At 72.6% G+C, this 21,753-nt stretch carries 19 protein-coding genes; 8 read left to right on the plus strand and 11 right to left on the minus strand.

From position 1 onward, the window contains the following. Positions 1 to 212: 212 nt before the first annotated feature. Complete coding sequence (locus tag ACWD04_RS15300; RefSeq protein ID WP_451131962.1) at positions 213 to 947, plus strand: ABC transporter permease; 735 nt, start codon at positions 213 to 215, stop codon at positions 945 to 947. A 30-nt stretch (positions 948 to 977) separates the two neighbouring features. Here ACWD04_RS15300 and ACWD04_RS15305 read toward each other — a convergent pair whose 3' ends face one another. Next, entirely contained in the window at positions 978 to 1,640 is a 663-nt protein-coding gene (locus tag ACWD04_RS15305; protein ID WP_451131964.1) for an HAD-IA family hydrolase, read from the minus strand. Between the two features lie 159 nt (positions 1,641 to 1,799). Then, a complete protein-coding gene (locus tag ACWD04_RS15310) occupies positions 1,800 to 2,777 on the minus strand; it encodes a peptidoglycan-binding domain-containing protein (protein ID WP_451131966.1) in 978 nt (325 codons plus the stop codon). Positions 2,778 to 2,915: 138 nt separating this feature from the next. On the opposite strand from ACWD04_RS15310, the gene ACWD04_RS15315 reads away from it, so the two are divergent. Next, complete coding sequence (locus ACWD04_RS15315) at positions 2,916 to 4,961, plus strand: DHA2 family efflux MFS transporter permease subunit (RefSeq protein ID WP_451131968.1); 2,046 nt, start codon at positions 2,916 to 2,918, stop codon at positions 4,959 to 4,961. 18 nt (positions 4,962 to 4,979) lie between these two features. Here the strand turns inward: ACWD04_RS15315 and ACWD04_RS15320 are convergent, their stop codons facing one another. After that, positions 4,980 to 5,456, minus strand: a complete 477-nt coding sequence (locus ACWD04_RS15320) for a GNAT family N-acetyltransferase (RefSeq protein ID WP_451131970.1) — start codon at positions 5,454 to 5,456, stop codon at positions 4,980 to 4,982. Between the two features lie 64 nt (positions 5,457 to 5,520). Here ACWD04_RS15320 and ACWD04_RS15325 point away from each other — a divergent pair, with 64 nt between their 5' ends. Together ACWD04_RS15325 and ACWD04_RS15330 are read left to right on the plus strand one after the other, a co-directional pair. Next, complete coding sequence (locus ACWD04_RS15325; RefSeq protein ID WP_451132258.1) at positions 5,521 to 6,609, plus strand: serpin family protein; 1,089 nt, start codon at positions 5,521 to 5,523, stop codon at positions 6,607 to 6,609. Between the two features lie 200 nt (positions 6,610 to 6,809). Further along, complete coding sequence (locus ACWD04_RS15330) at positions 6,810 to 8,867, plus strand: bifunctional glycosyltransferase 87/phosphatase PAP2 family protein (RefSeq protein WP_451131972.1); 2,058 nt, start codon at positions 6,810 to 6,812, stop codon at positions 8,865 to 8,867. 72 nt (positions 8,868 to 8,939) lie between these two features. Here ACWD04_RS15330 and ACWD04_RS15335 read toward each other — a convergent pair whose 3' ends face one another. Next, positions 8,940 to 10,307, minus strand: a complete 1,368-nt coding sequence (locus ACWD04_RS15335) for an MFS transporter (protein WP_451131974.1) — start codon at positions 10,305 to 10,307, stop codon at positions 8,940 to 8,942. Positions 10,308 to 10,496: 189 nt separating this feature from the next. Next, complete coding sequence (locus ACWD04_RS15340) at positions 10,497 to 11,159, minus strand: TetR/AcrR family transcriptional regulator (protein ID WP_451131976.1); 663 nt, start codon at positions 11,157 to 11,159, stop codon at positions 10,497 to 10,499. 169 nt (positions 11,160 to 11,328) lie between these two features. On the opposite strand from ACWD04_RS15340, the gene aroQ reads away from it, so the two are divergent. The 3 genes from aroQ to ACWD04_RS15355 all read left to right on the plus strand — a co-directional run bounded on the left by aroQ (position 11,329) and on the right by ACWD04_RS15355 (position 14,568). Continuing rightward, a complete protein-coding gene (gene aroQ, locus ACWD04_RS15345) occupies positions 11,329 to 11,799 on the plus strand; it encodes a type II 3-dehydroquinate dehydratase (protein ID WP_451131978.1) in 471 nt (156 codons plus the stop codon). Next, the gene (locus tag ACWD04_RS15350) at positions 11,796 to 12,671 is read left to right on the plus strand and encodes a shikimate dehydrogenase (protein WP_451131980.1); all 876 of its coding nucleotides are present in this window, start codon (positions 11,796 to 11,798) and stop codon (positions 12,669 to 12,671) included. The genes aroQ and ACWD04_RS15350 overlap by 4 nt, the downstream gene beginning before the upstream one ends. Positions 12,672 to 12,735: 64 nt before the next feature. After that, on the plus strand, positions 12,736 to 14,568 hold the full coding sequence (locus ACWD04_RS15355) for a bifunctional sugar phosphate isomerase/epimerase/4-hydroxyphenylpyruvate dioxygenase family protein (protein ID WP_451131982.1): 1,833 nt from the start codon (positions 12,736 to 12,738) through the stop codon (positions 14,566 to 14,568). Here ACWD04_RS15355 and ACWD04_RS15360 read toward each other — a convergent pair whose 3' ends face one another. The 5 genes from ACWD04_RS15360 to ACWD04_RS15380 are packed head-to-tail and all read right to left on the minus strand — an operon-like array spanning position 14,569 to position 20,159. Continuing rightward, the gene (locus tag ACWD04_RS15360; RefSeq protein WP_451131984.1) at positions 14,569 to 15,387 is read right to left on the minus strand and encodes an ECF transporter S component; all 819 of its coding nucleotides are present in this window, start codon (positions 15,385 to 15,387) and stop codon (positions 14,569 to 14,571) included. After that, complete coding sequence (locus ACWD04_RS15365; protein ID WP_451131986.1) at positions 15,384 to 17,099, minus strand: ABC transporter ATP-binding protein; 1,716 nt, start codon at positions 17,097 to 17,099, stop codon at positions 15,384 to 15,386. Before ACWD04_RS15365 ends, ACWD04_RS15360 begins: the two co-directional genes overlap by 4 nt. After that, positions 17,096 to 18,241: an energy-coupling factor transporter transmembrane protein EcfT gene (locus ACWD04_RS15370; RefSeq protein ID WP_451131988.1), complete on the minus strand. Its 1,146-nt coding sequence runs from the start codon at positions 18,239 to 18,241 to the stop codon at positions 17,096 to 17,098. Before ACWD04_RS15370 ends, ACWD04_RS15365 begins: the two co-directional genes overlap by 4 nt. Next, on the minus strand, positions 18,238 to 18,909 hold the full coding sequence (locus ACWD04_RS15375; protein ID WP_451131990.1) for an SCO2322 family protein: 672 nt from the start codon (positions 18,907 to 18,909) through the stop codon (positions 18,238 to 18,240). Before ACWD04_RS15375 ends, ACWD04_RS15370 begins: the two co-directional genes overlap by 4 nt. Further along, positions 18,906 to 20,159 carry a prenyltransferase/squalene oxidase repeat-containing protein gene (locus ACWD04_RS15380; RefSeq protein WP_451131992.1) on the minus strand — a complete coding sequence of 418 codons (1,254 nt, stop codon included), beginning with the start codon at positions 20,157 to 20,159 and terminating at the stop codon, positions 18,906 to 18,908. The genes ACWD04_RS15375 and ACWD04_RS15380 overlap by 4 nt, the downstream gene beginning before the upstream one ends. Before the next feature lie 270 nt (positions 20,160 to 20,429). Here ACWD04_RS15380 and ACWD04_RS15385 point away from each other — a divergent pair, with 270 nt between their 5' ends. Further along, positions 20,430 to 20,942: a hypothetical protein gene (locus tag ACWD04_RS15385; RefSeq protein WP_451131994.1), complete on the plus strand. Its 513-nt coding sequence runs from the start codon at positions 20,430 to 20,432 to the stop codon at positions 20,940 to 20,942. A 90-nt stretch (positions 20,943 to 21,032) separates the two neighbouring features. Here the strand turns inward: ACWD04_RS15385 and ACWD04_RS15390 are convergent, their stop codons facing one another. Next, complete coding sequence (locus ACWD04_RS15390) at positions 21,033 to 21,659, minus strand: TetR family transcriptional regulator (RefSeq protein WP_451131996.1); 627 nt, start codon at positions 21,657 to 21,659, stop codon at positions 21,033 to 21,035. Positions 21,660 to 21,753: the final 94 nt, after the last annotated feature.

Genomic DNA, 21,753 nt, shown 5'->3' on the forward strand with positions numbered 1-21,753 from the left:
GGGACATTGAGCGGGTGACCCGCAGAGCCGGGCCATCGTGGCGGCGCCGGGTTTCGGTGGGGTGCTCGCCAGGTAACAGAGTGACGACATGTGCACGTCACATCAAGGGTTGGGGAGGTCGGTCTGACGTCCCGTCCGAAAACTGTTCGAGCCGGTAGTTGGCGGTCGGTAGTTCTCCGAGGTGGGAGTGGGGTGGCCCTTAGGGTGGCAGCGTGCTGCTTCCGGTCACTCCCACGCTCGGTGTCGTGCTCGCCCTGCTCCTGGTGTTCGCCGTCGCCGTCGCCGCGTGGGCTTCGCTGGGCCGGTCCCGTGAGATCGCTGTCGCGGGGCTGCGTGCCGCCGTGCAGCTTGGTGTCGTCTCCCTGCTCATCGGCTGGGTGGTGCGCTCCCGGGGGCCCCTGCTCGGCTTCCTGGCATTGATGATCGCGGTCGCCGTGCGTACCGCGGGCCGGCGGCTCACCCGTAACCGCACCTGGTGGTGGGCGGCGCTGCCGATCGGTGCGGGTGTCGTGCCCGTGGTCGCGGTGCTGCTGCTGACCGGACTCCTCCCGGTACGCGGCATCGCGCTGATCCCGGTCACCGGCATCCTCATCGGCGGCGCGCTCACCGCGACCGTGCTCGGCGGGCGGCGCGCGCTGGACGAGCTCGCGACACGGAGGGGGGAGGTGGAGGCGGGAATGGCGCTCGGGCTGCCCGACCGGGACGCCCGGCTGGAGATCGCCCGCCCCGCGGCGTCGGACGCGCTGCTGCCGGGGCTGGACCAGACCCGGACCGTGGGGCTCGTCACCCTGCCAGGGGCCTTCGTGGGCATGCTGCTGGGCGGCGCCTCACCCGTGGAGGCGGGCGCCGTGCAGCTGTTCGTCCTGGTGGCGCTGACGGCGGTGCAGGCTGTCGCCGTCGCGCTGGTGCTGGAACTGGCCGCGCGGGGGCTGCTGCACCGGGAGTGAGAGAGGGGTGGGGTGTGCTCCGGGGAAGGCTTATCGGGCGTCGATGTGCAGGCGGATCGAACCGTCCGTGTCCGCTTCCACCCGAAGCCGTGTCAGGTCCTCGACGTGGGCGTCGGGAGAGAGTGCCGCCGCGCGCGGGCCGACGCCCACGACGCGCATGCCGGCCGCCCGGCCCGCCGTGACGCCCGCCTCGGAATCCTCGAACACGATGCAGTCCGCCGGGTCGAAGCCCAGCTCGGCCGCGCCCTTGAGGAAGCCCTCCGGATCGGGCTTGCTGGCGCCGACCATCTCGGCGGTGACCCGGGTCTCCGGCATCGGCAGGCCCGCCGCCGTCATCCGCGCCTGGGCGAGTGCCTCGTCGGCCGAGGTCACGAGCGCGTGGGGGAGGCCGGCGATCGATGTCATGAAGGCGGGTGCGCCGCCGATGGGCACCACGCCGTCCGTGTCCGCGGTCTCCTCGGCCAGCATGATCCGGTTCTCCGCGTAGTTCTGCTCCATGGGGCGCTCCGGCAGCAGGGCGGCCATCGTGGCGTAACCCTGGCGGCCGTGGACCACCTTGAGTGCCGCCTCGGGGTCGAGGCCCTGCGTGATCGCCCAGCGGCGCCAGCAGCGCTCCACCACCGCGTCGGAGTTCACCAGGGTGCCGTCCATGTCCAGCAGGAGGGCGCGGGCTTCGAGGACGGTGGCCGGCATCGGCATGCTCCAGGGCGCGGGGGAACAGCTCGTAGCTGCGGTGAAGAAAACAAGCAGCCCCGCCCGCCGGTCAGGGAGAACGAGCGGAGGCTACTTTGTTCCCCTACGATACAAAAACCTTCGCCAAAACGCCAGTCCGCTGGTCCGTCGGCCCGGCTCTCAGGGCCGGTGCCGCCTGTCGCCGCCCGTCTGCGCCTCCAGCGCCTGACGGGTCTCCGGCCCGTAGACGCCCGATGGATCACCCTTGACCGACACCCACCGCTGGTACTCGGCGACGGCCCGCTCCACCTGCTCCGAGTAGGTGCCGTCCTCCGGTCCCCGGTAGACCCAGACCTCTTGCAGTCGCCGCTGGAGCTCGGAGACCTCCGCACCGCGGTCCCCGCGTCGCAACGTGCTCCCGGACGCCTCCTCCGCGGGCGGCGTCGCCGCTGTCGTGGTGGGGGCCTGCGCCGCGGACGCCGCGGACGCCGAGGGCGTCGGCGGCGTCGAAGTGACAGCCGAACGCGAAGCCGACGGGCTCACGGACGGAGAGGGGGACGACGAGGGCGACACCGTTGCCGACGGGGACGGCGCGGCCGAAGGGGGCGCCGACGGAGACGCGGACACGGATGCGGCCGGCGCGGTGCTCGTGTCCGGCGCGCTCGTCGTGGCCTCGGGCAGTGCCGCGTCCCCGGTGTCCTCGTCGTCGAACAGGCCGCTCGCGAAAGCGGCCGTGCCCACCACCGCGGCCACCGCCGCCCCCGCGGCGACAACGGCGAACGGCCGCCGACGGCGCGGTTGCACGGGGTCGGGGCCGCTGCCCGCGTAGGCCGCTGCGGTACGCCGCCGGGTCTCGTCCGCGACGACGGTGCCGGGCAGCGCCGTCGGCGCGCCCCCCGGCCCTCCGGTGCCCGGCGCGCCGTCCAGGAACAGCGGCATCGTCGTGGCCGCCGCAGGAGTGCCGTGGTCCTGTGTGTCGTCGCTGTTCAGCGTCACGTAAGGCCGGATCCGCAGCGGGTCGAAGTCCTCGGCCGCCGCGATCTCCGCCGTACGGGCGTCGTTCCCGGCCCGCGCGGCCGTACCGATTCCGCAGGCGCACCCCGCCCCGGGTCTCGCGCCCTGCTCGCCGCCGCACTCCGGGCATGTATGTCCGGTCATCGTGGTTTCCCTCCCCTTTGAACTGCCTGCGATTATGCAGGCCGCCGCAGGGAAGCCCAACGCCCGTGGTGGCACTCGGCAGGCCATAACAGTGCAGAGCGGACAGGATGGGGGTGAAGCGGACCCGAGGAGATGCTCATGACCCAGCAGCTGAGCCCCCCGCCCCTTGCACCCGGTGGGGGACGGTCCCGGCGGAGTGTCCTGGTCTCCATCGGCGCACTGCTTCTCGGCATGCTGCTCGCCGCACTCGATCAGACCATCGTCTCCACCGCGCTGCCCACGATCGTCAGCGAACTGGGGGGCCTGGACCACCTGTCGTGGGTGGTGACCGCCTACCTGCTGGCGGCGACCGCGGCCACGCCGCTCTGGGGCAAGCTCGGCGACCAGTACGGGCGCAAGAAGCTCTTCCAGACGGCCATCGTCATCTTCCTCATCGGCTCCGCGCTCTGCGGCATGGCCCAGAACATGCCGCAGCTGATCGGTTTCCGCGCCCTCCAGGGTCTCGGCGGCGGCGGGCTCATGGTGCTGTCGATGGCGATCGTCGGCGACATCGTCACCCCGCGCGAACGGGGCAAGTACCAAGGCCTCTTCGGCGCGGTGTTCGGTGTGACCAGCGTGTTGGGACCGCTGCTCGGCGGCTTCTTCACCGAGCACCTCAGCTGGCGCTGGGTCTTCTACATCAACCTGCCGGTCGGCGTCGTCGCGCTGCTCGTCATCGCCGCCGCCCTGCACATCCCGGTCCGCCGCACCCAGCACACCATCGACTACCTGGGCACCTTCCTCATCGCCTCCGTCGCCACCTGCCTGATCCTCGTCGCCTCGCTCGGCGGTACCACCTGGGCATGGGGTTCCGCGCAGATCATCGTCCTCGCCGTCCTCGCCGTGGTGCTGCTCGTGGCTTTCGTCGCGGCCGAGCGCCGGGCGGCCGAACCGGTTCTGCCGCTGAAGCTGTTCCGCCTGCGGACCTTCACCCTCGTCGCCGTCATCAGTTTCGTCATCGGCTTCGCGATGTTCGGCGCCATGACCTATCTGCCGACTTTCCTCCAGGTCGTGCACGGCATCACCCCGACCGTGTCCGGTGTGCACATGCTGCCGATGGTCCTCGGGCTGCTGCTCACCTCGACGGGCTCCGGCCAGATCGTCAGCCGGACGGGCCGCTGGAAGGTCTTCCCGATCGCCGGCACGGCGCTGACCGCGGTCGGCCTGCTGCTGCTCCACACGCTCTCCGAGAACAGCTCCACCTGGACGATGAGCCTCTGCTTCTTCGTCTTCGGCGCCGGACTCGGCCTGGTGATGCAGGTGCTCGTGCTCATCGTGCAGAACTCCGTCGGCTACGAGGACCTCGGAGTCGCCACGTCAGGCGCGACCTTCTTCCGGTCCATCGGCGCGTCGTTCGGTGTGGCCGTCTTCGGCACCGTCTTCACCAACCGGCTGACCGGCAAACTCGGAGAGGCGCTCACAGGCCGTTCGCTCCCGCCGGGTGTCGACGCCGGGGCGCTGGCCGCCGACCCCCGGGCCATCGGCCGGCTTCCGGCGGATCTGCGCCCCTCGGTCCTCAGCGCCTACTCGACCTCGATCACCGATGTCTTCCTCTACGCGGCGCCCGTCGTCCTCGTCGCGTTCCTCTTCGCCTGGTTCCTCAAGGAGGAACCCCTGCGCGGGTCGGTGACAGCGCCCGACACCAGTGAGACCCTGGCCCCGAACCCGGTCCATCGTTCCTCGTACGACGAATGCGCCCGTGCCCTCTCGGTGCTCGCCACGCGTGAGGGGCGCCGGGAGATCTACGAGAAGATCACCGAGAAGGCCGGATACGACCTGCAGCCCGCCGCGAGCTGGCTGCTGCTGCGCATCAAACGGCACGGGACCGTCGAGCCCGGCCGGCTGGCCGAGGTCGCCCCCGTGCCGCTGCGGGTGATCACCTCCGCAGCCCGTCAGGTGGAGGGGCGCGGCTTCGCCCGGCGCGAGGGGATGCAGTTGGTCCTCACCGAACGGGGTGAGGAGGCCGTGGTCCGGCTGTCCCGGGCCCGTGAGGAGTCCCTGGCCGAGCTGCTGGGCGACTGGTGGGGCCCGGACCGGCCCACGGACCTGGTCCGCCTGGTGACGGAGCTGTCGGCCGAGGTGAGCGGATCGAGCCGGGAACAGCCGCACATGCCCGAACCGCGCCGCGATCACTCGGTGGGCTGATACACCGGCGGCAGGTGATCAGAGTTCCTTGGCGAACCAGTGCTGCGCGTAGGGGCCCTGGCTGAACGCCGGGACTTCCCCGTACCCGAGCTTCGCGTACAGTCCGCGGGCCTCCACGAGGTCGTTGCGGGTGTCGAGGCGGATCCGGCGCACCCCGTAGGCCCGCGCGGCGCTCTCGATGCCCGCGAGCAGCAGGCCGCCGCCGCCCGACGAGCGGAAGGCGGGCCGGACGAACACCCGGGTCAGCTCCGCCGTCACCTCGTCGACCAGCCGCAGGCCCGCGCAGCTTGCGGCCTTGCCGTCGTACCGTCCCATCAGGAACTCCCCTGTGGGCGGGGCGAGCCGGTCGACGCCGTCGTCCCTCAGGCCGTCGTCGATCTCCGCCGTGGTCGCCGGGCGGCCCCAGTAGCGGCTCGCGACCTCGTCGTAATAGTCCCGCCGCAGCAGGGTCGCCTCGGGGCTTCCGAAGTGTTCGGGGGTCACGGTCCAGGTCATTGGTTCATTCTGTCCAGGGTGTGACGGTGAGACGAACCACTAATACGTGCAGGGGGAAGCGATGATGCGGGACGTGGTCGGGACGGCAGCCGTCCAGCGGCTCGGAGAGCAGTGGATACGGGAGCTGGAGCGGCCCGGGGGCGGCTTCGTGTGCTCGCCCGCCGGGCTGTGGCTGGCCCTGACCGCAGTCGCGGCAGGCGCCCGTAGGGAGACCGCCGCGGAACTGCGCACACTGCTCGGCGTGGCCGGGCAGGAGGCGGCGGCCGTGGTCACGGAGACCGCGCGGGACTGGCGGCGCACGGAGGCGCTGAATGTGGCGACCCGGGTGTGGAACAGCGTGCCGCTCCACCCGGAGTACGAACAGTCGCTGCCCGACGTCGCGTTCGGCCCGGTCGACGTCGCGGAGATCGACGCGTGGGTCCGCGAGGAGACCGGCGGCCTGATCGAGCGGCTGCCGTTGGATCTCGGCGGCGACGTCGCGCTCGCCCTGGTCAACGTGCTGGCGCTGACGGCTCGCTGGGAGGCAGCGTTCGACATGGCCCGCACCCGTGACGTCCCCTTCACCGATGCGGCGGGTACGAGCCGGCCGGTGCCGACGATGCACGCGTCGGCCGGACGCGGCGACGTGTGGACGACGGCGGGCGCGTACGTCGTCGAGCTGCGCTGCCGTTCGGAGCGGGACGGTGCCGGACCGGCACGGGTCAGGTTCGTGCTGGGGGAGCCGGGCGAGGGAGCCGCGGCGGTCCTGCCCCTGGCGTGGGCCCCGGAGGAATCGCGGTCCGCGCCGCCCGCCGACGTGGTGACCTTCTCGTTGCCGCGCTTCACCCTGCGTACCGAAATCCGTATCACGGAGCAGTTGGCGGCGCTCGGTGTGCGGCTCGCGACCGACCCCGCCGCAGCGGACTTCTCCGGTCTCTCGCCCGTGCGCCTCCACATCTCCGAGGTGGTCCAGGAAGCGGTGGTGAAGATCGCCGAGAAGGGCGTGGAGGCCGCGGCGGTCACCGTCGTGGCAGCGAGGTCCGCCGCCCCGAGGCCACGGGTGGTGCGGCACATCGCCTTCGACCGGCCCTTCGGCATCGTCGTCCTGGACGGCTCGTCGGACGTCCCCCTCTTCGCGGGCTGCCAGGCGGACGTACCCGTGTACGAGAGCTGAGCCCCGCCGCTGCCGAAGGGCCGCCCGTCGGCAGCCGCCCGAGAGCCGCAACCGGAATTCGGACAGTCTTTCGGCGAATCTGCGGTGACAGTCAGGCGAAGAGGGGATTGATTGTGTCTACCTCACAGGGCAATGCAAGGCTTCATCCGCACATACCCGGCCGATGGGGCAGTGCATGAAAACGGGAGGGTCGGCGCAGCGTGACAGATGTGGAGCGCAGTGTGCGGGGGGACGCGGCGGCGGATGCGGGGACGAGGGCCGCGGCGGTCAGAGCGGTCCTCTGGCTGCTCGTCGGTGTCCTGGCGGTGCGGCAGGCGGCGGTGGTACTGAGACGGCCCCCCGGCGAACGGCTCACCGATCTGGAGACCTGGACCGGCGCGACAGGGGTCCTGCACATCGCGGGATCCCTGTACGACCCGGGACGGTTCACCGGGACGCCGTTCGCCGGGCTGGTGCTGAAACCGCTGACGGTCTCGGCCGAACAGGCTCTCGGCGTCGTATGGACATTCGGTTCGCTGCTGCTCGTCGTGCTGCTCGGATTCGTCGCTGTCCGCGCCCTGCCCGCACCGGTGAGCCGGCGCACCGCGTTCCTGGCGGCGCCCGTCGCGATCGCGCTGCTTATGGTGTCGCTGCCCGTCCGCAACACCCTGCATCTGGGCCAGACCAGCATCCTGCCGGTCCTGCTGGTGCTCCTGGCCTGTTTCGCGGCACGCGGTGAGCGCCTTCCGGGCGTGCTGACCGGTATCGCCGCGGCGCTCCAGCCCGCCGTCCTGCTCTTCGCCGTCCTGTTCTGGCTCACCGGCCGACGCCGGGCCGCCGTGAGCGGGGGGGCCACCTTCGCCGTCTGCACCGCGCTGGCCTGGGTCATGATGCCCCGTGACTCCTGGGCGTACTGGGTGCACCACCTCGCGGGTGCCGGACTCGGCGAGAGCCCGGACAGCCTGGCGAACCAGTCCCTGCACGGGGCGCTGCTGCGGTTCGGGCTCCAGGGGCCGCTCGAGACCGCGCTGTTCCTGGTCCTGGCCGTCGCTGTCGCCTTCCTCGGGCTGCGCCGCGCGGCCCGCTACGCACGGGACGGGCAGCTGCTCCTGGCCGTCGCCGTCACGGGCTGTGTCGCCGTCGCCGTGTCGCCCACCGCCTGGCAGCACCAGCTGCTCTGGGTGCTGCTCGCCGTCGTCGGCCGCGCCGGTACCCGGGCCTCGGACCGGCTGGTCTGGCCGGCGGTCGTGGTGCTCGTCCTCACCCTGCCCGGGAAGATGCTGCTGCCGAACGTCGGCGTGTTGCTTCCCGTGCGCGACAACGCGCTGCTCGTCACCGCGCTCGCCGCGGCCTGCGCGGTGCCGTTCCTGTCCCGCGCCTCGCCCTACTGGCAGCGGCCGGCCCCCGCGGACCACGCGAAGCCGGTGCCGGCGCGGTACGCGTGGGTGCCGCTGCTGCCGTTCTGGCGCCGGGTGCTCAGCCGCCCCAACCTCCTGCTGGAACTCCTGCTCATCCGGGTCGTCTACTCCGCGTACGCGAAGGTCAGGCTGGCGGCGACCGCTGGGCGTTCCACCGCCGAGGAGCACGGCCGGCAGATCCACTCTGCCGAGCAGTGGCTGCACATCGACATCGAGCACTGGGCGAACCACACCGTCGTCGGCATCCCCTGGCTGCGCAACTTCTTCGACTACTACTACTCGACGTTCCACTTCATCGTGCCGCTCGCGATTCTCGGGGTGCTGTACGCGCGCCGGCCCTCCGACTACCGCTGGGCCCGCACCACCATCGGCTTCGCCACGGTCCTCGCCCTGCTCGGTTTCTGGCTCTACCCGCTGGCACCGCCGCGCCTGATGCCGGGGCTCGGCTTCATCGACACCGTCCACGGGGTGCAGGACCTCTCGAGCCCCGATTTCGGGGCGCTGACCGCGATGACCAACCAGTACGCGGCGATGCCCTCGCTGCACTTCGGCTGGTCGCTGTGGTGCGGTGTGGTGATCGTGCTGCTCGCGCCGAAGGCGTGGATGAAGGCCCTGGGCCTGTTGCACCCGCTGTTCACGGTCTCCGCCATCATCGCCACGGGCAATCACTGGGTGCTGGACGCGGTCGGAGGTGCGGTGGTGGTGGCCGCGGGCTTCGGACTGACGTGGGCCCTGTCCGGGCCGCGCAGGCTGCGGGCCCCGGCCCCCGCGGGCACCAAAGAGGCCGGACGGCCTGACCACGAGGCGGGGGACGCCACCGCCGAGGGGCCCGTACCGGAACAGGCGGGCAGCAAGGCGTAGGCACCCCCGGGCGGGCCGAAGGGGTGCGGACCCGCCTCGGTCTGCCCCGGGGCCGGGCGGCCGTAGTGGGGATCAGGCCTTGACCGAGGCCCCGGCCTCCGCGGCCACCTCGCCGCCCCGCTCCCCGAGTCGCTCCGTCTCCACATGAGCCGTCTCGCGGGCGGAGAGTGCCGCGACGACCGGCGGCACACAGAGCGCGGCGGCGAAGAGGGCTACGCCGGCCCAGTTGTCGCCGTCGGGACCGGCGATCTGCGAGGCGAAGGCCACGGCGAATCCGGCGATGGCGAAGCCGGTCTGGGTGCCGATCGCCATGCCCGAGAGCCTGACCCGGGTGGGGAACATCTCGGCGTAGAAGGCGGGCCAGATGCCGTTGGCGGCGCTGTAGACGACGCCGAAGACCAGCACACCCAGGATCAGCACCAGCGGATAGCTGCCGGTGGAGATCGCCCACAGGTACAGAGGCATCGTCACCGCGCTGCCGACGGCCCCGATGAGGAAGACCGGCCGGCGTCCGACGCGGTCGGAGAGCCGGGCCCACAGCGGGATGGTGAACAGGGCGACCACATTGGCCACCGCCCCGACCCAGAGCATGCCGGTGCGGCTCATGCCGACGGCGTCGCTGGTCGCGTACGACAGGGCCCAGACGGTGAAGATCGTGCTGACCGTGGCGATCACGGCGGCCGCGACGACCCGCAGCACGTCGGCCCAGTGGTCGCGCAGCAGCACGGCCAGCGGCATCTTCGCCACGCCTTCGGTCGCCGCCTGCTTGGTGAAGACCGGTGTCTCCTCCAAGGTGCGGCGGATGACGTAGCCGGTCACCGCGACGGCGACGCTCAGCCAGAACGGGATGCGCCAGCCCCAGGAGAGGAGCTGTTCCTCGGGCAGCGCTGCGACCGGGATGAAGGCCAGGGTCGCGATCAGCTGACCGGCCTGCGTCCCGTTGATGGTGAAGCTGGTGAAGTAGCCGCGCCGGTGCTCGGGCGCGTGCTCCAGGCTCATCGAGTTGGCGCTGGCCTGCTCGCCCGCCGCGGATATGCCCTGCAAAATCCGCAGGAGGACGAGCAGGACGGGTGCGGCCCCGCCGATCTGGTCCCGGGTGGGCAGACAGCCGATGAGGAACGTCGAGACACCCATCAGCATCAGCGTGAAGACCATGATCTTCTTGCGGCCGAGCCGGTCCCCGACGTGGCCGAGGAAGAGCGCGCCGACCGGGCGGGCCGCGTAGGCGACACCGAACGTGGCCAGCGACAGCAGGGTCGCGTTCGCCGGATCCGACTCGTCGAAGAAGACCTTGGGGAAGATCAGCGCCGCCGCGCTGCCGTAGATGAAGAAGTCGTAGTACTCGAGCGCGCTGCCGATCCAGGCGGCGAGCGCGGCTTTACGGGGCTGGGACTGCGGCTGCCGGGGCGGGGGGCCGGCGGAAGGGTCGTGAGCGGTCACGTCGGGCTCCTTCGGAAGCGTTCCGTGCGGGGGAGAGGCGAGCGGACCCGGCTAATTAACGCACTAGGTAGTTAGTTGCGGGTGGCTACGGATGGTGCGAGCAGTTGACGCCCCTGTCAAGAGTTCGCACGGAACCCGGCCCCCGGTCGGCGTGGAGAGCCGGCCCGTTCGCTGCGGAGACGTCCGGTCCTACGCCGCCCGGTCGGCCGTGAGGTAAGCGATGATCATGTCGCCCAGCATGGTCCGGTAGTGCTCGCGCCGGCCGGTGTCCACCAGGTCGCGGCCGAAGAGCGCGCCGAAGGTGTGCCTGTTCGCTATGCGGAAGAAGCAGAACGAGCTGATCATCGCGTGCAGATCGACGGCGTCGACGTCCGCCGTGAACAGGCCCGACGCGCGCCCCGCGTCGAGGATGCGCCGCAGGACCTCGATCGCCGGTGACCCGATACGGCTCAACTCGGCGGAGGCGGCGATGTGTTCGGCCTCGTGGATGTTCTCGATGCTGACCAGGCGGATGAAGTCCGGGTGTTCCTCGTGGTGGTCGAAGGTCACCTCGGCCAGTCGCCGGACCGCCGCCACGGGATCGAGGTGCTCGACGTCCAGCAGCTGTTCGGCCTCCCGGATCCTGGTGTACGCCCGCTCCAGGACCGTGGTGAACAGCTGCTCCTTGCCGCCGAAGTAGTAATAGATCATCCGCTTCGTGGTGCGGGTGCGGGCCGCGATCTCGTCGACCCGGGCGCCCGTGTAGCCGAGGCGGGCGAACTCCCGCGTCGCCACGTCGAGGATCTCGGCCTTGGTGCGCGCCGCGTCACGGGTCCGCACGGCGGGCTGGGCGGGTCCTTCGGTGCCGGTCATCCGGGTCCCTTCGCGGCAGGCGGTGCGTGTCCGCGATTCTAGATCCGTCGCCCGGGCCGGCCGATCCGGCCCGGGGTCTTCCCTGGGCGGCCTCCTTTCGGTATGACTAACTAACCAGTCCGTACATAAAGCCGCCTCATCGGGCCGTCTCATCAACGGGAAGTGAACGATGCCGAACCCTCCGGCCCCGCCTCCAGGCGTCCCCGTCCTCGTGCTGAACGGGCCCAGTCTCAACCTGCTCGGCCTGCGCGAGCCCGAGGTGTACGGCGAGGACACCCTGGCGGACATCGACGAGCTCTGCCGGAGCACCGCGGCGGCCCACGGGCTGCGCGCCGACTGCCGGCAGAGCAACCATGAGGGCGTTCTCATCGACGCCATCCATGAAGCCCGCACCGCACACCGCGGCATCGTGATCAATCCCGCCGGGTACAGCCACACCTCGGTCGCCGTGCGGGACGCACTCGCCGCCGTGGAGCTGCCCGTGGTGGAGGTCCACCTCTCGAACATCCACCGGCGGGAGGCCTTCCGCCACCACAGCTACGTCTCGGCCGTCGCCGACACCGTCATCTGCGGGGCGGGCGCCCATGGATACGTCCTGGCGCTCGCCCACCTCGCCCAGCTCCTGGAGGAGGGCCGGTGAGCCCCAACTCGTATCTCGTCGGCCTCATCGGCTCCGGCATCGGCCCCTCGCTGAGCCCCGCGCTCCACGAACGCGAAGCGGACCGGCAGGGGCTGCGCTACCTCTACCGCCTCATCGACATCGGCACGCTCGGCATCCCGCCGGAGAACACCGGTGAACTCGTCCGCTCCGCCCGCGACATGGGATATGACGGCCTCAACGTCACCCACCCCTGCAAGCAGCAGGTCCTCGCCCACCTCGACGCGCTCTCGCCGCAGGCCGAGGCCCTCGGCGCGGTCAACACCGTGGTCTTCGAGGGTGACCTCGCGATCGGCCACAACACCGACGCGACCGGCTTCGCCGCCTCCTTCGCGCGCGGCCTGCCCGACGCACCGCTGGAGCGGGTCGTGCAGCTGGGGGCCGGCGGCGCCGGGGCCGCCGTCGCCCACGCCCTCCTCACCCTCGGCGCCGGCCGGCTCACCGTGCTCGACGCCCTGCCCGACCGGGCGGCGGCCCTCGCGGACTCCCTGAACCACCACTTCGGCCCCGGCCGGGCCGCAGCCGTGGACCTGCTGGACATCGCCGCGCGGACGGCGAGCGCCGACGGCCTGGTCAACACCACACCCATCGGGATGGCCGCACACCCCGGGCTCCCGCTGCCCGCAGAGCTGCTGCGCCCCGGGCTGTGGGTGGCCGAGGTCGTCTACCGGCCGCTGGAGACCACCCTCGTACGCACCGCCCGTGCCCTGGGCTGCCCCACCCTCGACGGCGGCGGCATGGCCGCCTATCAGGCCGCCGACTCCTTCCGGCTCTTCACCGGCCGCGAACCCGACACCGCCCGCATGCTCGCCGACATCGCCGATCTCACGTCCGCGCACCGAAAGCCGTACTGAGGCGGCCGAGACGGCCGTAGCGCAGCCGCGCCGAAGCCTTACCGAAGCCCGCAGGAGGACCGACATGCGTACGTCCATCGCCACCGTCTCGCTCAGCGGAACGCTCACCGAGAAACTCACCGCGGCGGCACGCGCGGGCTTCGACGGCGTGGAGATCTTCGAGAACGACCTGATCGGAAGCCCGCTCGGCCCGGAGGAGATCAGGGAGCAGGCGGCCGACCTCGGTCTGACGATCGACCTCTTCCAGCCGATGCGCGACATCGAGGCCGTCCCCGCCGACGAGTTCGCCCGCAACCTGCGGCGTGCCGAGCACAAGTTCCGGCTGATGCGGCGGCTCGGCGCCGACACCGTCCTGGTCTGCTCCAGTGTGTCGCCGTACGCGGCCGACGACGACACCCTCGCCGCCGGTCAGCTGCGCCGGCTGGCGGAGCTCGCCCAGGAATCCGGAATCCGGGTCGCGTACGAGGCGCTGGCGTGGGGCCGCCACGTCAGCACGTACGAGCACGCCTGGCGCATCGTCGAGGCCGCGGACCATCCCGCCCTCGGGGTCTGCCTGGACAGCTTCCACATCCTGGCCAGGGGCTCCGACGTCGCGGGGATCGAGGCCATCCCCGGCGACAGGATCTTCTTCCTGCAGCTCGCCGACGCCCCGCAGATGTCCCTGGACGTGTTGCAGTGGAGCCGCCACCACCGCTGCTTCCCCGGCCAGGGCGACCTCGACGTCGCCGGGCTGGTGCGGGCCGCCGTACGCGCCGGATACGACGGGCCCCTCTCGCTGGAGGTGTTCAACGACGTCTTCCGCCAGGCGGACGCGGGCCGCACCGCCATCGACGCCCGGCGCTCGCTGACCCTGCTCCAGGAGTCGGCGGGGCTGAGCGCGCCCCCGGCACCGGTCGTTCCGACCGGGTTCGCCTTCGTCGAGATCGCCACGGCCGACACGGCCAGGATCTCGCCCCTGCTGACGGCGCTGGGCTTCTCCCGTACGGCCAGGCACTCCGGAAAGCCGGTGGACCTCTGGGAACAGGGTGAGGCCCGCATCCTGCTCAACACCGACACCGGCAGCCACCGGACGGAACCCGCGCTCACCGCGGTGGGCCTGGAGAGCCCCGACCCGGCGGGTGCCTCCGCGCGCGCCGAATCGCTGCTCGCCCCCGTACTGCCCCGGCGCCGTGCTCCCGGTGACGCGCCGCTGGACGCGGTGGCCGCGCCCGACGGCACCGAATTCTTCTTCTGCGTCACCGAGCGCCCCGACGGCCCCGGAGACACGGCAGGGGGCGCCGATCGCCCCGCACGCGCCGGCTGGACCGGTGACTTCGCGCCTGCCCCGCACACTCCCGACCCCTTCGGGATCACCCGCATCGACCATGTCGCGCTGACCCAGCCCTGGCACCAGTTCGACGAGGCGACCCTCTTCCACCACGGCGTGCTCGGTCTGCGCCCGCACGCGAGCGTCGACCTCGCCGACCCGTACGGCCTGCTCCGCAGCCGCGCCGCCAGCAACGAGGACGGCACCGTGCGCATCGCCCTCGGCGTGGGGGCGTCGCCCACCCGGGACCCGGCCCGCGGCGGGCGTCCCCAGCACGTGGCCCTGGTCACCGACGACCTCGTCGCGACCGTCCGCCGCGCCCGCGCGGCCGGCGCCCGGCTGCTGCCCGTTCCCGCCAACTACTACGACGACCTGGCCGCGCGCCACGAGTTCGCGCCGGGCGAGCTGGAGACCTACCGCGAACTCGGCATCCTCTACGACCGCGACGAGAAGGGGGAATTCCGCCACTGCTACACCGTGACGACCGGCCGCGTCTTCTTCGAACTCGTCGAGCGCGGCGGCGGGTACGACGGATACGGCGCCCGGAACGCCCCCGTCAGGCTCGCCGCGCAGCACGCACTCGCCGAATGATCAGGTCCCGGGGGCCTCGAAGGCCGCCCGCGCCTCGAACGACGCGCGGCGGGTGGCCCGGCGCAGGGCTCTCAGCAGCGTGGGACCTACGGTCACCGTCAGCGCCACCGTGAGGACGGCGCGGCCCAGGTCCCAGCCGAGCGAGGTGGCGGTGCAGTAGGCGAGGAAGCGGACCAGGTTCTCGTGCAGCGGGTCACCCGCGACGAAGGAGATTCCCGAGCCGAGCCCCGGCACGATCGTCCAGCCGTACAGATTCATCACCGTGCCGTACGCGAACGCGGCGAGGAATCCGTACCCCGCCAGCATCAGCAGCTCCCCCCGGCCGCGCAGCCGCTCCGCGCCCGGCAGCAGGCCCGCGCCCATGGTGAACCAGCCCATCGACAGCATCTGGAACGGCATCCAGGGCCCCACCCCGCCCGTGAGCAGTGCCGAGGCGAACATGGTGACCGAGCCGAGTGCGAATCCGAAGCCGGGGCCCAGCACCCGGCCGCTCAGCACCATCAGGAAGAACATCGGCTCCAGGCCGGCCGTCCCCGCGCCCAGCGGACGCAACGCCGCACCGACCGCCGCGAGGACGCCGAGCATCGCGACCGCCTTCGCGTCCAGACCGGAGTCCGCGATCGTCGCGAGGACCACCCCGACGAGCAGGACGAGCAGGACGGCGAACAGCCACGGCGCGTCCTGCGCGTGGGCGAGACCGGAGTCGGCTCCCGCCAGCAGCGGCCAGCCGAACGCGACCAGTCCGACCGCGCCGATCAGGACGAGCGCGGCGACGGCGTGAGGACCCAGCCGCACCGGGCGATCGGAGCCGGTTGTCATGCGAGGCCCTCCAGGGCCGTCCGCACCTGCGACACGGTCAGCCACTCCCGCGGCGCCAGGACCTTCGACGTCTGGGGGGCGAACGCGGGGGAGGAGACCACGACCTGCCGGGTCGGCCCGTCGGCGACGGCCTCACCGTCGGCGAGGATCACCACCCGGTCGGCCAGCTCCGCCGTCAGCTCCACGTCGTGCGTGGCCAGGACGATGGCGTGCCCCTCCGCAGCCAGCCTCCGCAGTACGCCGACGAGCCGGGCCTTCGCCGCGTAGTCCAGGCCGCGCGTCGGCTCGTCCAGGAGGAGGAGCGCAGGACGGGCGGTCAGCACCAGGGCGAGGGCGAGGGCCAGCCGCTGCCCCTCGGACAGGTCACGGGGGTGGGTGTCGTCCGGCACACCGGGCAGCAGCTCGGAGACCAGGGCCCGGCAACTGCCCGCGGGAGCGCCCGCGTCGGAGTCCGCCGCCGCGCACTCGGCGGCGACGGTGTCGGCGTACAGCACGTCGCGTGGCTCCTGCGGTACGAGTCCGACCCGACGCGCCATGGTGCGCGGCGGCGTACGGGACGGGTGCAGTCCGCCGACGAGGACCGAACCCGTGGTCGGTTCGGTCATTCCGACCAGCGTCGTCAGCAGGGTCGACTTGCCCGCGCCGTTGCGTCCCATCAGGGCCACGGTCTCGCCCGGCGCGACGGACAGCGTCACCCCGCGCAGTGCCTGGACCCGCCCGTGCCGCACCCCGAGCCCCTCGACCCGGGTGACGGCGTCCAGGACCGGGGCCGCCACGGGCGCCGCCTCGGGACGACGGCCGAACAGCCGGCCCAGGAGACCGGGGCGGGCGGCGGCCGGAGCGGGGAGCGGGGCCACCCGGGCGTCCGCCGGGGCCGCGCGTGGCGGCGGCTCCACACCGGCCAGCCGCTCCCGCAGGTCCCCCGCCCGGCGCCGGGCGTCGCGCACCGACAGCGGCAGCGGCTCCCAGCCCACCAGCCGGCCCAGGGCCACCACCGGCGGCCGGACGGGCGAGAGCGCCATGATGTCGGCGGGCGGGCCCATCACGGGGGCCACGCCGGGCGCGGGGAGCAGGAGGACCTGGTCGGCGTACTGCACCACACGCTCCAGCCGGTGTTCGGCCATCAGCACCGTCGTGCCCAGGTCGTCCACCAGGCGCTGGAGGACCGCGAGGACGTCTTCGGCTGCCGCCGGGTCCAGGGCGGACGTCGGCTCGTCCAGGACCAGGACCCTGGGATGCGGGGTGAGGACCGAGCCGATCGCGACGCGTTGCCGCTGGCCCCCGGAGAGGGTGGCGATCGGCCGGTCGCGCAGCTCGGCGAGTCCCAGCAGATCCAGCGTCTCCTCGACCCGGCGCCGCATCACGTCAGGGGCGAGGCCCAGCGACTCCATGCCGTACGCCAGCTCGTCCTCGACGGTGTCCGTCACGAAGTGGGCGAGCGGGTCCTGGCCCACCGTGCCGACCAGATCGGCGAGTTCACGCGGCTTGTGGGTGCGGGTGTCGCGGCCGCCGACCGTGACCCGGCCGGTGAGCACACCGCCCGTGAAGTGCGGCACGAGGCCGGACACAGAACCCAGCAGAGTCGACTTGCCGACACCGGACGGGCCGACGACCAGCACCAGTTCGCCCTCGGGGACAGTGAGGTCGACCCCGGACAGGGTGGGGCGCTCGGCGCCCTCGTACCGCACCGAGACCTGCTCGAACCGGATCATGCGTGCTCCTTGGAGTCCGAGGGGGAAGCGGGTAGCGGTGCCACCACGGCGGGCAGCAGCCCGATCAGCACGGCGGCGGCCGGCCACAGCGGCAGTACGGGAGCGGTCAGCGGTACGACGCCGGGGCGCAGGGCCCACGGGTCGGCGGCGCCCGCCCAGATCATCGCCGCCGCTACGGCCGCGCCCGAGGCGGCGACGAGCCAGGCCCGTACGCCCCAGCGGTCCGGCCGGTAGCGGGTACGGACCGAGCGGCGCCCGCCGAGCCTGAGCCCGGCCATCGCCGCGACCAGCCCGGCCAGCAGCAACGGCAGCCCGTGCACGGCTCCCTGCGCGGCCAGCAGCCCGTACGTCCCCGCGCAGACGCCCAGCATCCCGCCCAGCGTGAGCACATGCGTGGTGCGGCGGACGGCGGGCGGAACCCGCGCGGTGCGGCCGTACCCCCGCGCGTCCATCGACGCGGCGACGGCCACCGAACGCTCCAGCGCGCCCTCCAGCACCGGCAGTCCGATCTGGAGCACCGCCCCGATCCCGCCGGTCGGACGGCCTCGCAGCCTGCGGGCCGTCCGCAGCCGTGCCACGTCGGCGACCATGTTCGGCGCGAACGTCATCGCGACGACGACGGCGACCCCCACCTCGTACAGGGCGCCCGGCAGGGACTTCAGCAGCCGGGCCGGGTTGGCCAGCGAATTCGCCGCACCGACGCAGATCAGCAGCGTGGCCAGCTTCGCGCCCTGGTACAGCGCGAACACCAGCTGCTCCGCCGTGACCCGGCCGCCGATACTGACCCCCTGTGCCCAGTCGGGCAACGGCACTCCGGGCATCGTGAACAGGGCGTGCGTACCGGGGACGGAGGAGCCGAGGACGACGGAGAACACCAGTCGTACCGCGACGACGAACAGCCCGATCTTGATGAACGCCCCGTACGAACGGGCCCACGGCGCGTCCGTACGGCGCGCCGCCACCACATAGCCCGCCACGCCCACCAGCAGACCGAGCAGCAGCGGGTTGGTCGTACGCGACGCGGCGGTCGCCAGCCCCAGTGCCCACAGCCACCAGGCCCCGGCCGGGAGGGCGTTGCCACGGGTGGCCTCGGGGGCACGCAGGGCAGGGGGGAGCCGGGCCGGGCCGGTGGAGCGGGTCATCGGCGGCGGCGGCGGGCCTGCAGCACAGCGGCGACACCCAGCACGAGCACCGCGCCCACGCCGGTGAGCACACCGGCCGAGGGGCCGCCGCCGTCGTCGGAGGCGCCGGCGGCCGACGCCGTGGCGGGGCTGCCGGGCTCCGCGGTATCGGAGTCACCGCCGGTCTGTTCACCGCAGCCCGACCGCGGGTAGCCCGTGATCGCGCAGAGCATCGCGGAGCTGTCGTACCGCAACGGCTTCGCCACCGCGGCGAGGGCGTCCGCGGTGCTCGCGTCCGGCGCCACCTGGGCGCAGGCGGTGCGCAGCGGGGGAGGCTCATCGCCGTCCGGCGCGTCCGCCGCCGTACCCGGGTCGATGACCAGCGCGATCCGCTTGAGGCCGGCCTTCGCCGGGGTGTCCGCGCAGACGGTCCCGAAGTCCGGTGCGCGGCGCGGCTGCGCCGAGTCCTGGGAGTCCTCGCTCACCGAGAAGCGGAAACCCTGCACCGCGCCGTCGTCCGGCCGGACCACGGAAGGCCCCTGGGTGGCGTACGCCCAGCTCTTCCCGCCGTCGCCCTCCCAGAACGACCAGTAGCGGTAACCGGCCGCCTGCGCGCTCCCCGTGCCCGGCACCGTCAGGACGGCGCCGACGAGGAGAAGCAGCGCCGCCGTGCCCAGCGGGCGCCTCACAGCTGCTGGTTCTTCCGGCGTCCGCTGAGCAGGAAGCCGATGCCCGCACCGAAGGCGAGACCGATGCCGATGATCCACCAGAGGCCGAGCCCCTCGTCGTCGCTGCTCGTGTCCGCGGGCTTCGAGGGCGCCGTCGCGGTGGGCGAGGGCACGGCGGTGGCGGCGGGCGCCGGGCCCGTCGCGTTGAGCTGCCTGACGAGGTCGACGCCGCCGAAGTCACGGGCGTCGGTGCCGGTCGCGTGGGCGGCGAGCACCAGCTGGGCGGTGGCGGCGGGGCCGCCCTCCTTCGCCCAGCCCTGCGCGTGCTTCTGCAGATATTCGACCGCTCCGGCCGCCTTGTCCTTGTGGCCGGACGCCGCGAGCGCCACGACCGCGTCCGCCGTGTTCCCGAAGTCCGGCTGGGGGGCGGACTCCTCGGCGCCCGGCATCGGCGGCAGGTCCAGATGCCCCGACCCGGCGAGTGTCCGCGCCAGGTAGGAGGCGCCGTTCTGCGCGGACTGCTCGGGGGTGAGGTCCTCGCCCTCGCGGCAGACGGGGGCCTTCGCCGCGTTGTAGTTCCCCGCGGCCAGGCCCTTGCCCATGGCACCGATGACCGCGGCCGCCGTGGCGTCCGCGTTGGCGGCGAGCTTGCCGTCCTTGTCCGGCTGATAGGCGAACGCCCCGCCGTCCTCGCCCCCGCAGGGCAGTGCGAAGGTCTGCAGCGCCGTGTACGGCGTCTTCCCGTCCGCCGTGGTGACCTCGGCGAGCGGCACGCCCGCCCGTGCGAGCGCCCCGGTCACGAGGCCGGTGGAATTGGCGTCGCTCGGACTGCCCGGGTTGTAACCCCAGCCGCCGTCCTCGTTCTGTACGGACTTCAGCCAGCTGACCCCGTTGTCCACGGCCTCCCGGTGCGCGGCCAGCTCGACCATGGCCTGGACCGCTGCCGCCGTGGCGTTGGTGTCCGCGACCGTCTTGCTGTCGCAGGGCTTTGAGGCGTCCCGGTACGAGGCGAAGGCCCCGCTGTCGCACTGCTGGCCGACGAGCCACTCCACCGACTGCGTGGCGGGCGTGACCAGCTCGATCTTCTGGGCGAGGAAAGCGAGCGACTGGCGCCACACCCCGTCGTACGTCGGGTCCTTGCTGCCGTACAGCCCCGCCGGGAGATCCGGCGTGGACGGGGTCGGACTCGGCGCGGCGACCGCCACCGGGGCGGCCGCTCCACAGAGCACGGCGGTGATCGCGAGCGCTGCCGCGCGGCGGCGTACGGACATGGCGGGCTGGGCCTCTCGAATGGGGTTTCCCTGCTCGAGCTGAGCCGAGCGCTCGGGGAAGGGTCGGCGCCGGATTCGCACCGGCTCACCCCTGGACGGGCATGATGAGGACCCGCCCACTCTACCGGGGCACCGCCGGCCCCCTCCGGGCGGACAGCCGCAGCCCTCGGGGCACGGGCCTTCCCAGCAGGTCAGGGCCCGTGGGAAACTCCGGCGGGAGCCACACGGGCGCGTGCCGGTGGGGAGGAACGACCTGGGTGGGAATCGTCAGTGCGCAGAAGCAGGACGGCGGCCGCTGTCGCCGTGGCGGCCGGATTCATGACGGTGACGGCGGGCTGCGGCCTCACCGGGGAGCACGCGAGCGCCCCCGCCCCCTCGCCGGACCCCACCCCACCGTTCACCACGCAGACGGTCGCCGACGAGATAGCCGGCTTCGCCCGGGCCGGAGGGCTTCCGCCCGGTGACACCTCCACCGCCGGACTGCCGAAGGGCGACTGGCAGCAGTGCGTCGCACCCTGGACGGGCGACGTGCTGGAGGCGGACGCCGCAGGCGCCTTCGAAGCGACGGTCCTGAGGTTGAGGCAGCACGACTGGGAGATCGTCTCCAGCCATGCCGAGCACGAGGTCACCTATCGCACCCTCACCAAGCGGGGCTGGAAGCTGTACGCCCGGCACTACGCCGCGCAGGGCGTCGCAGCCGGTCAGGTGGTGTCCCTCACCGCGGTCGAGGACGGCTGCCGGCTGCCCGCGGGGATCAAGGGCGGCTACGAGGACCCGGCCTGACAGTGGCGTCGGCGGGCACCGTGCACGGGCGCGTCCAGTGCCGTGGCAGGCATCGTCGGCCCCGTCGCGCAGACACTGCCTGCCACGGCGCTAGCCCTGCGAAGTCCGGGACCGGCGCGCGTCCGCCGGCAGGTCGATCAGCCCGCACACCGTCTCGATGTCCCCCTTCACCTGCGCGATCGACTCCCGGCCCGAGAGCCAGGTGATCAGCGCCGAGTGCCAGGTGTGCTCGATGACGCGGACCACGGACAGCTGTTCCTGCGTGGGGTTCTCCACCCCCATCGCGTCCAGCACGATCGCCGTCGTCAGCCGGTACACGGCGTCCACCTCGGGGCTCACTCCGCGGTCGGCGAAGGTCAGCGCCCGCACCATGGCGTCCGCCAGATGCGGATCGCGCTGGAGCGCCCGGAAAGCCAGCATCAGCGTGTCGGCGACACGCTGTGCGGCGTCGTCACCGGTGGGCGGCTGCCTGCGGAGCGTGACGTGCAGATGCTGGAGCTGGTCCTGCATGACCGCGACCAGGAGATGGATCTTGGACGGGAAGTAGCGGTACAGCGTGCCCAGGGCGACCCCGGCGGCGTCCGCCACCTCACGCATCTGCACCGCCTCGAAACCGCCCCGTCCCGCGAGCTGGGCACCGGCCTGCAGAATGCTGCGGCGGCGAGCTTCCTGGCGTTCCGTCAGGGGAGGCGCTGTCGGCCTGGCTTCCGCTGTCATCTGTCCCCATCCACAGAGGGAGAACCGGTTCCCTGTCCGGCCGGGCCCCGGTTTCCGGGCGCGCACAGCATGTCAGGGCGTCCGCCGTGGCGCG

It is taken from the genome of Streptomyces sp. NPDC002911, assembly GCF_053591835.1.

What these genes read in the sequence shown, in the direction of transcription:
- ACWD04_RS15360 (WP_451131984.1), bottom strand. Translation starts at nt 15,387, where the DNA reads ATGACAACCGGCTCCGATCGCCCGGTGCGGCTGGGTCCTCACGCCGTC.
- ACWD04_RS15340 (WP_451131976.1), bottom strand. Translation starts at nt 11,159, where the DNA reads ATGACCGGCACCGAAGGACCCGCCCAGCCCGCCGTGCGGACCCGTGAC.
- ACWD04_RS15315 (WP_451131968.1), top strand. Translation starts at nt 2,916, where the DNA reads ATGACCCAGCAGCTGAGCCCCCCGCCCCTTGCACCCGGTGGGGGACGG.
- ACWD04_RS15370 (WP_451131988.1), bottom strand. Translation starts at nt 18,241, where the DNA reads ATGACCCGCTCCACCGGCCCGGCCCGGCTCCCCCCTGCCCTGCGTGCC.
- ACWD04_RS15310 (WP_451131966.1), bottom strand. Translation starts at nt 2,777, where the DNA reads ATGACCGGACATACATGCCCGGAGTGCGGCGGCGAGCAGGGCGCGAGA.
- ACWD04_RS15355 (WP_451131982.1), top strand. Translation starts at nt 12,736, where the DNA reads ATGCGTACGTCCATCGCCACCGTCTCGCTCAGCGGAACGCTCACCGAG.
- ACWD04_RS15325 (WP_451132258.1), top strand. Translation starts at nt 5,521, where the DNA reads ATGCGGGACGTGGTCGGGACGGCAGCCGTCCAGCGGCTCGGAGAGCAG.
- ACWD04_RS15320 (WP_451131970.1), bottom strand. Translation starts at nt 5,456, where the DNA reads ATGACCTGGACCGTGACCCCCGAACACTTCGGAAGCCCCGAGGCGACC.
- ACWD04_RS15380 (WP_451131992.1), bottom strand. Translation starts at nt 20,159, where the DNA reads ATGTCCGTACGCCGCCGCGCGGCAGCGCTCGCGATCACCGCCGTGCTC.
- aroQ (WP_451131978.1), top strand. Translation starts at nt 11,329, where the DNA reads ATGCCGAACCCTCCGGCCCCGCCTCCAGGCGTCCCCGTCCTCGTGCTG.
- ACWD04_RS15365 (WP_451131986.1), bottom strand. Translation starts at nt 17,099, where the DNA reads ATGATCCGGTTCGAGCAGGTCTCGGTGCGGTACGAGGGCGCCGAGCGC.
- ACWD04_RS15305 (WP_451131964.1), bottom strand. Translation starts at nt 1,640, where the DNA reads ATGCCGGCCACCGTCCTCGAAGCCCGCGCCCTCCTGCTGGACATGGAC.
- ACWD04_RS15390 (WP_451131996.1), bottom strand. Translation starts at nt 21,659, where the DNA reads ATGACAGCGGAAGCCAGGCCGACAGCGCCTCCCCTGACGGAACGCCAG.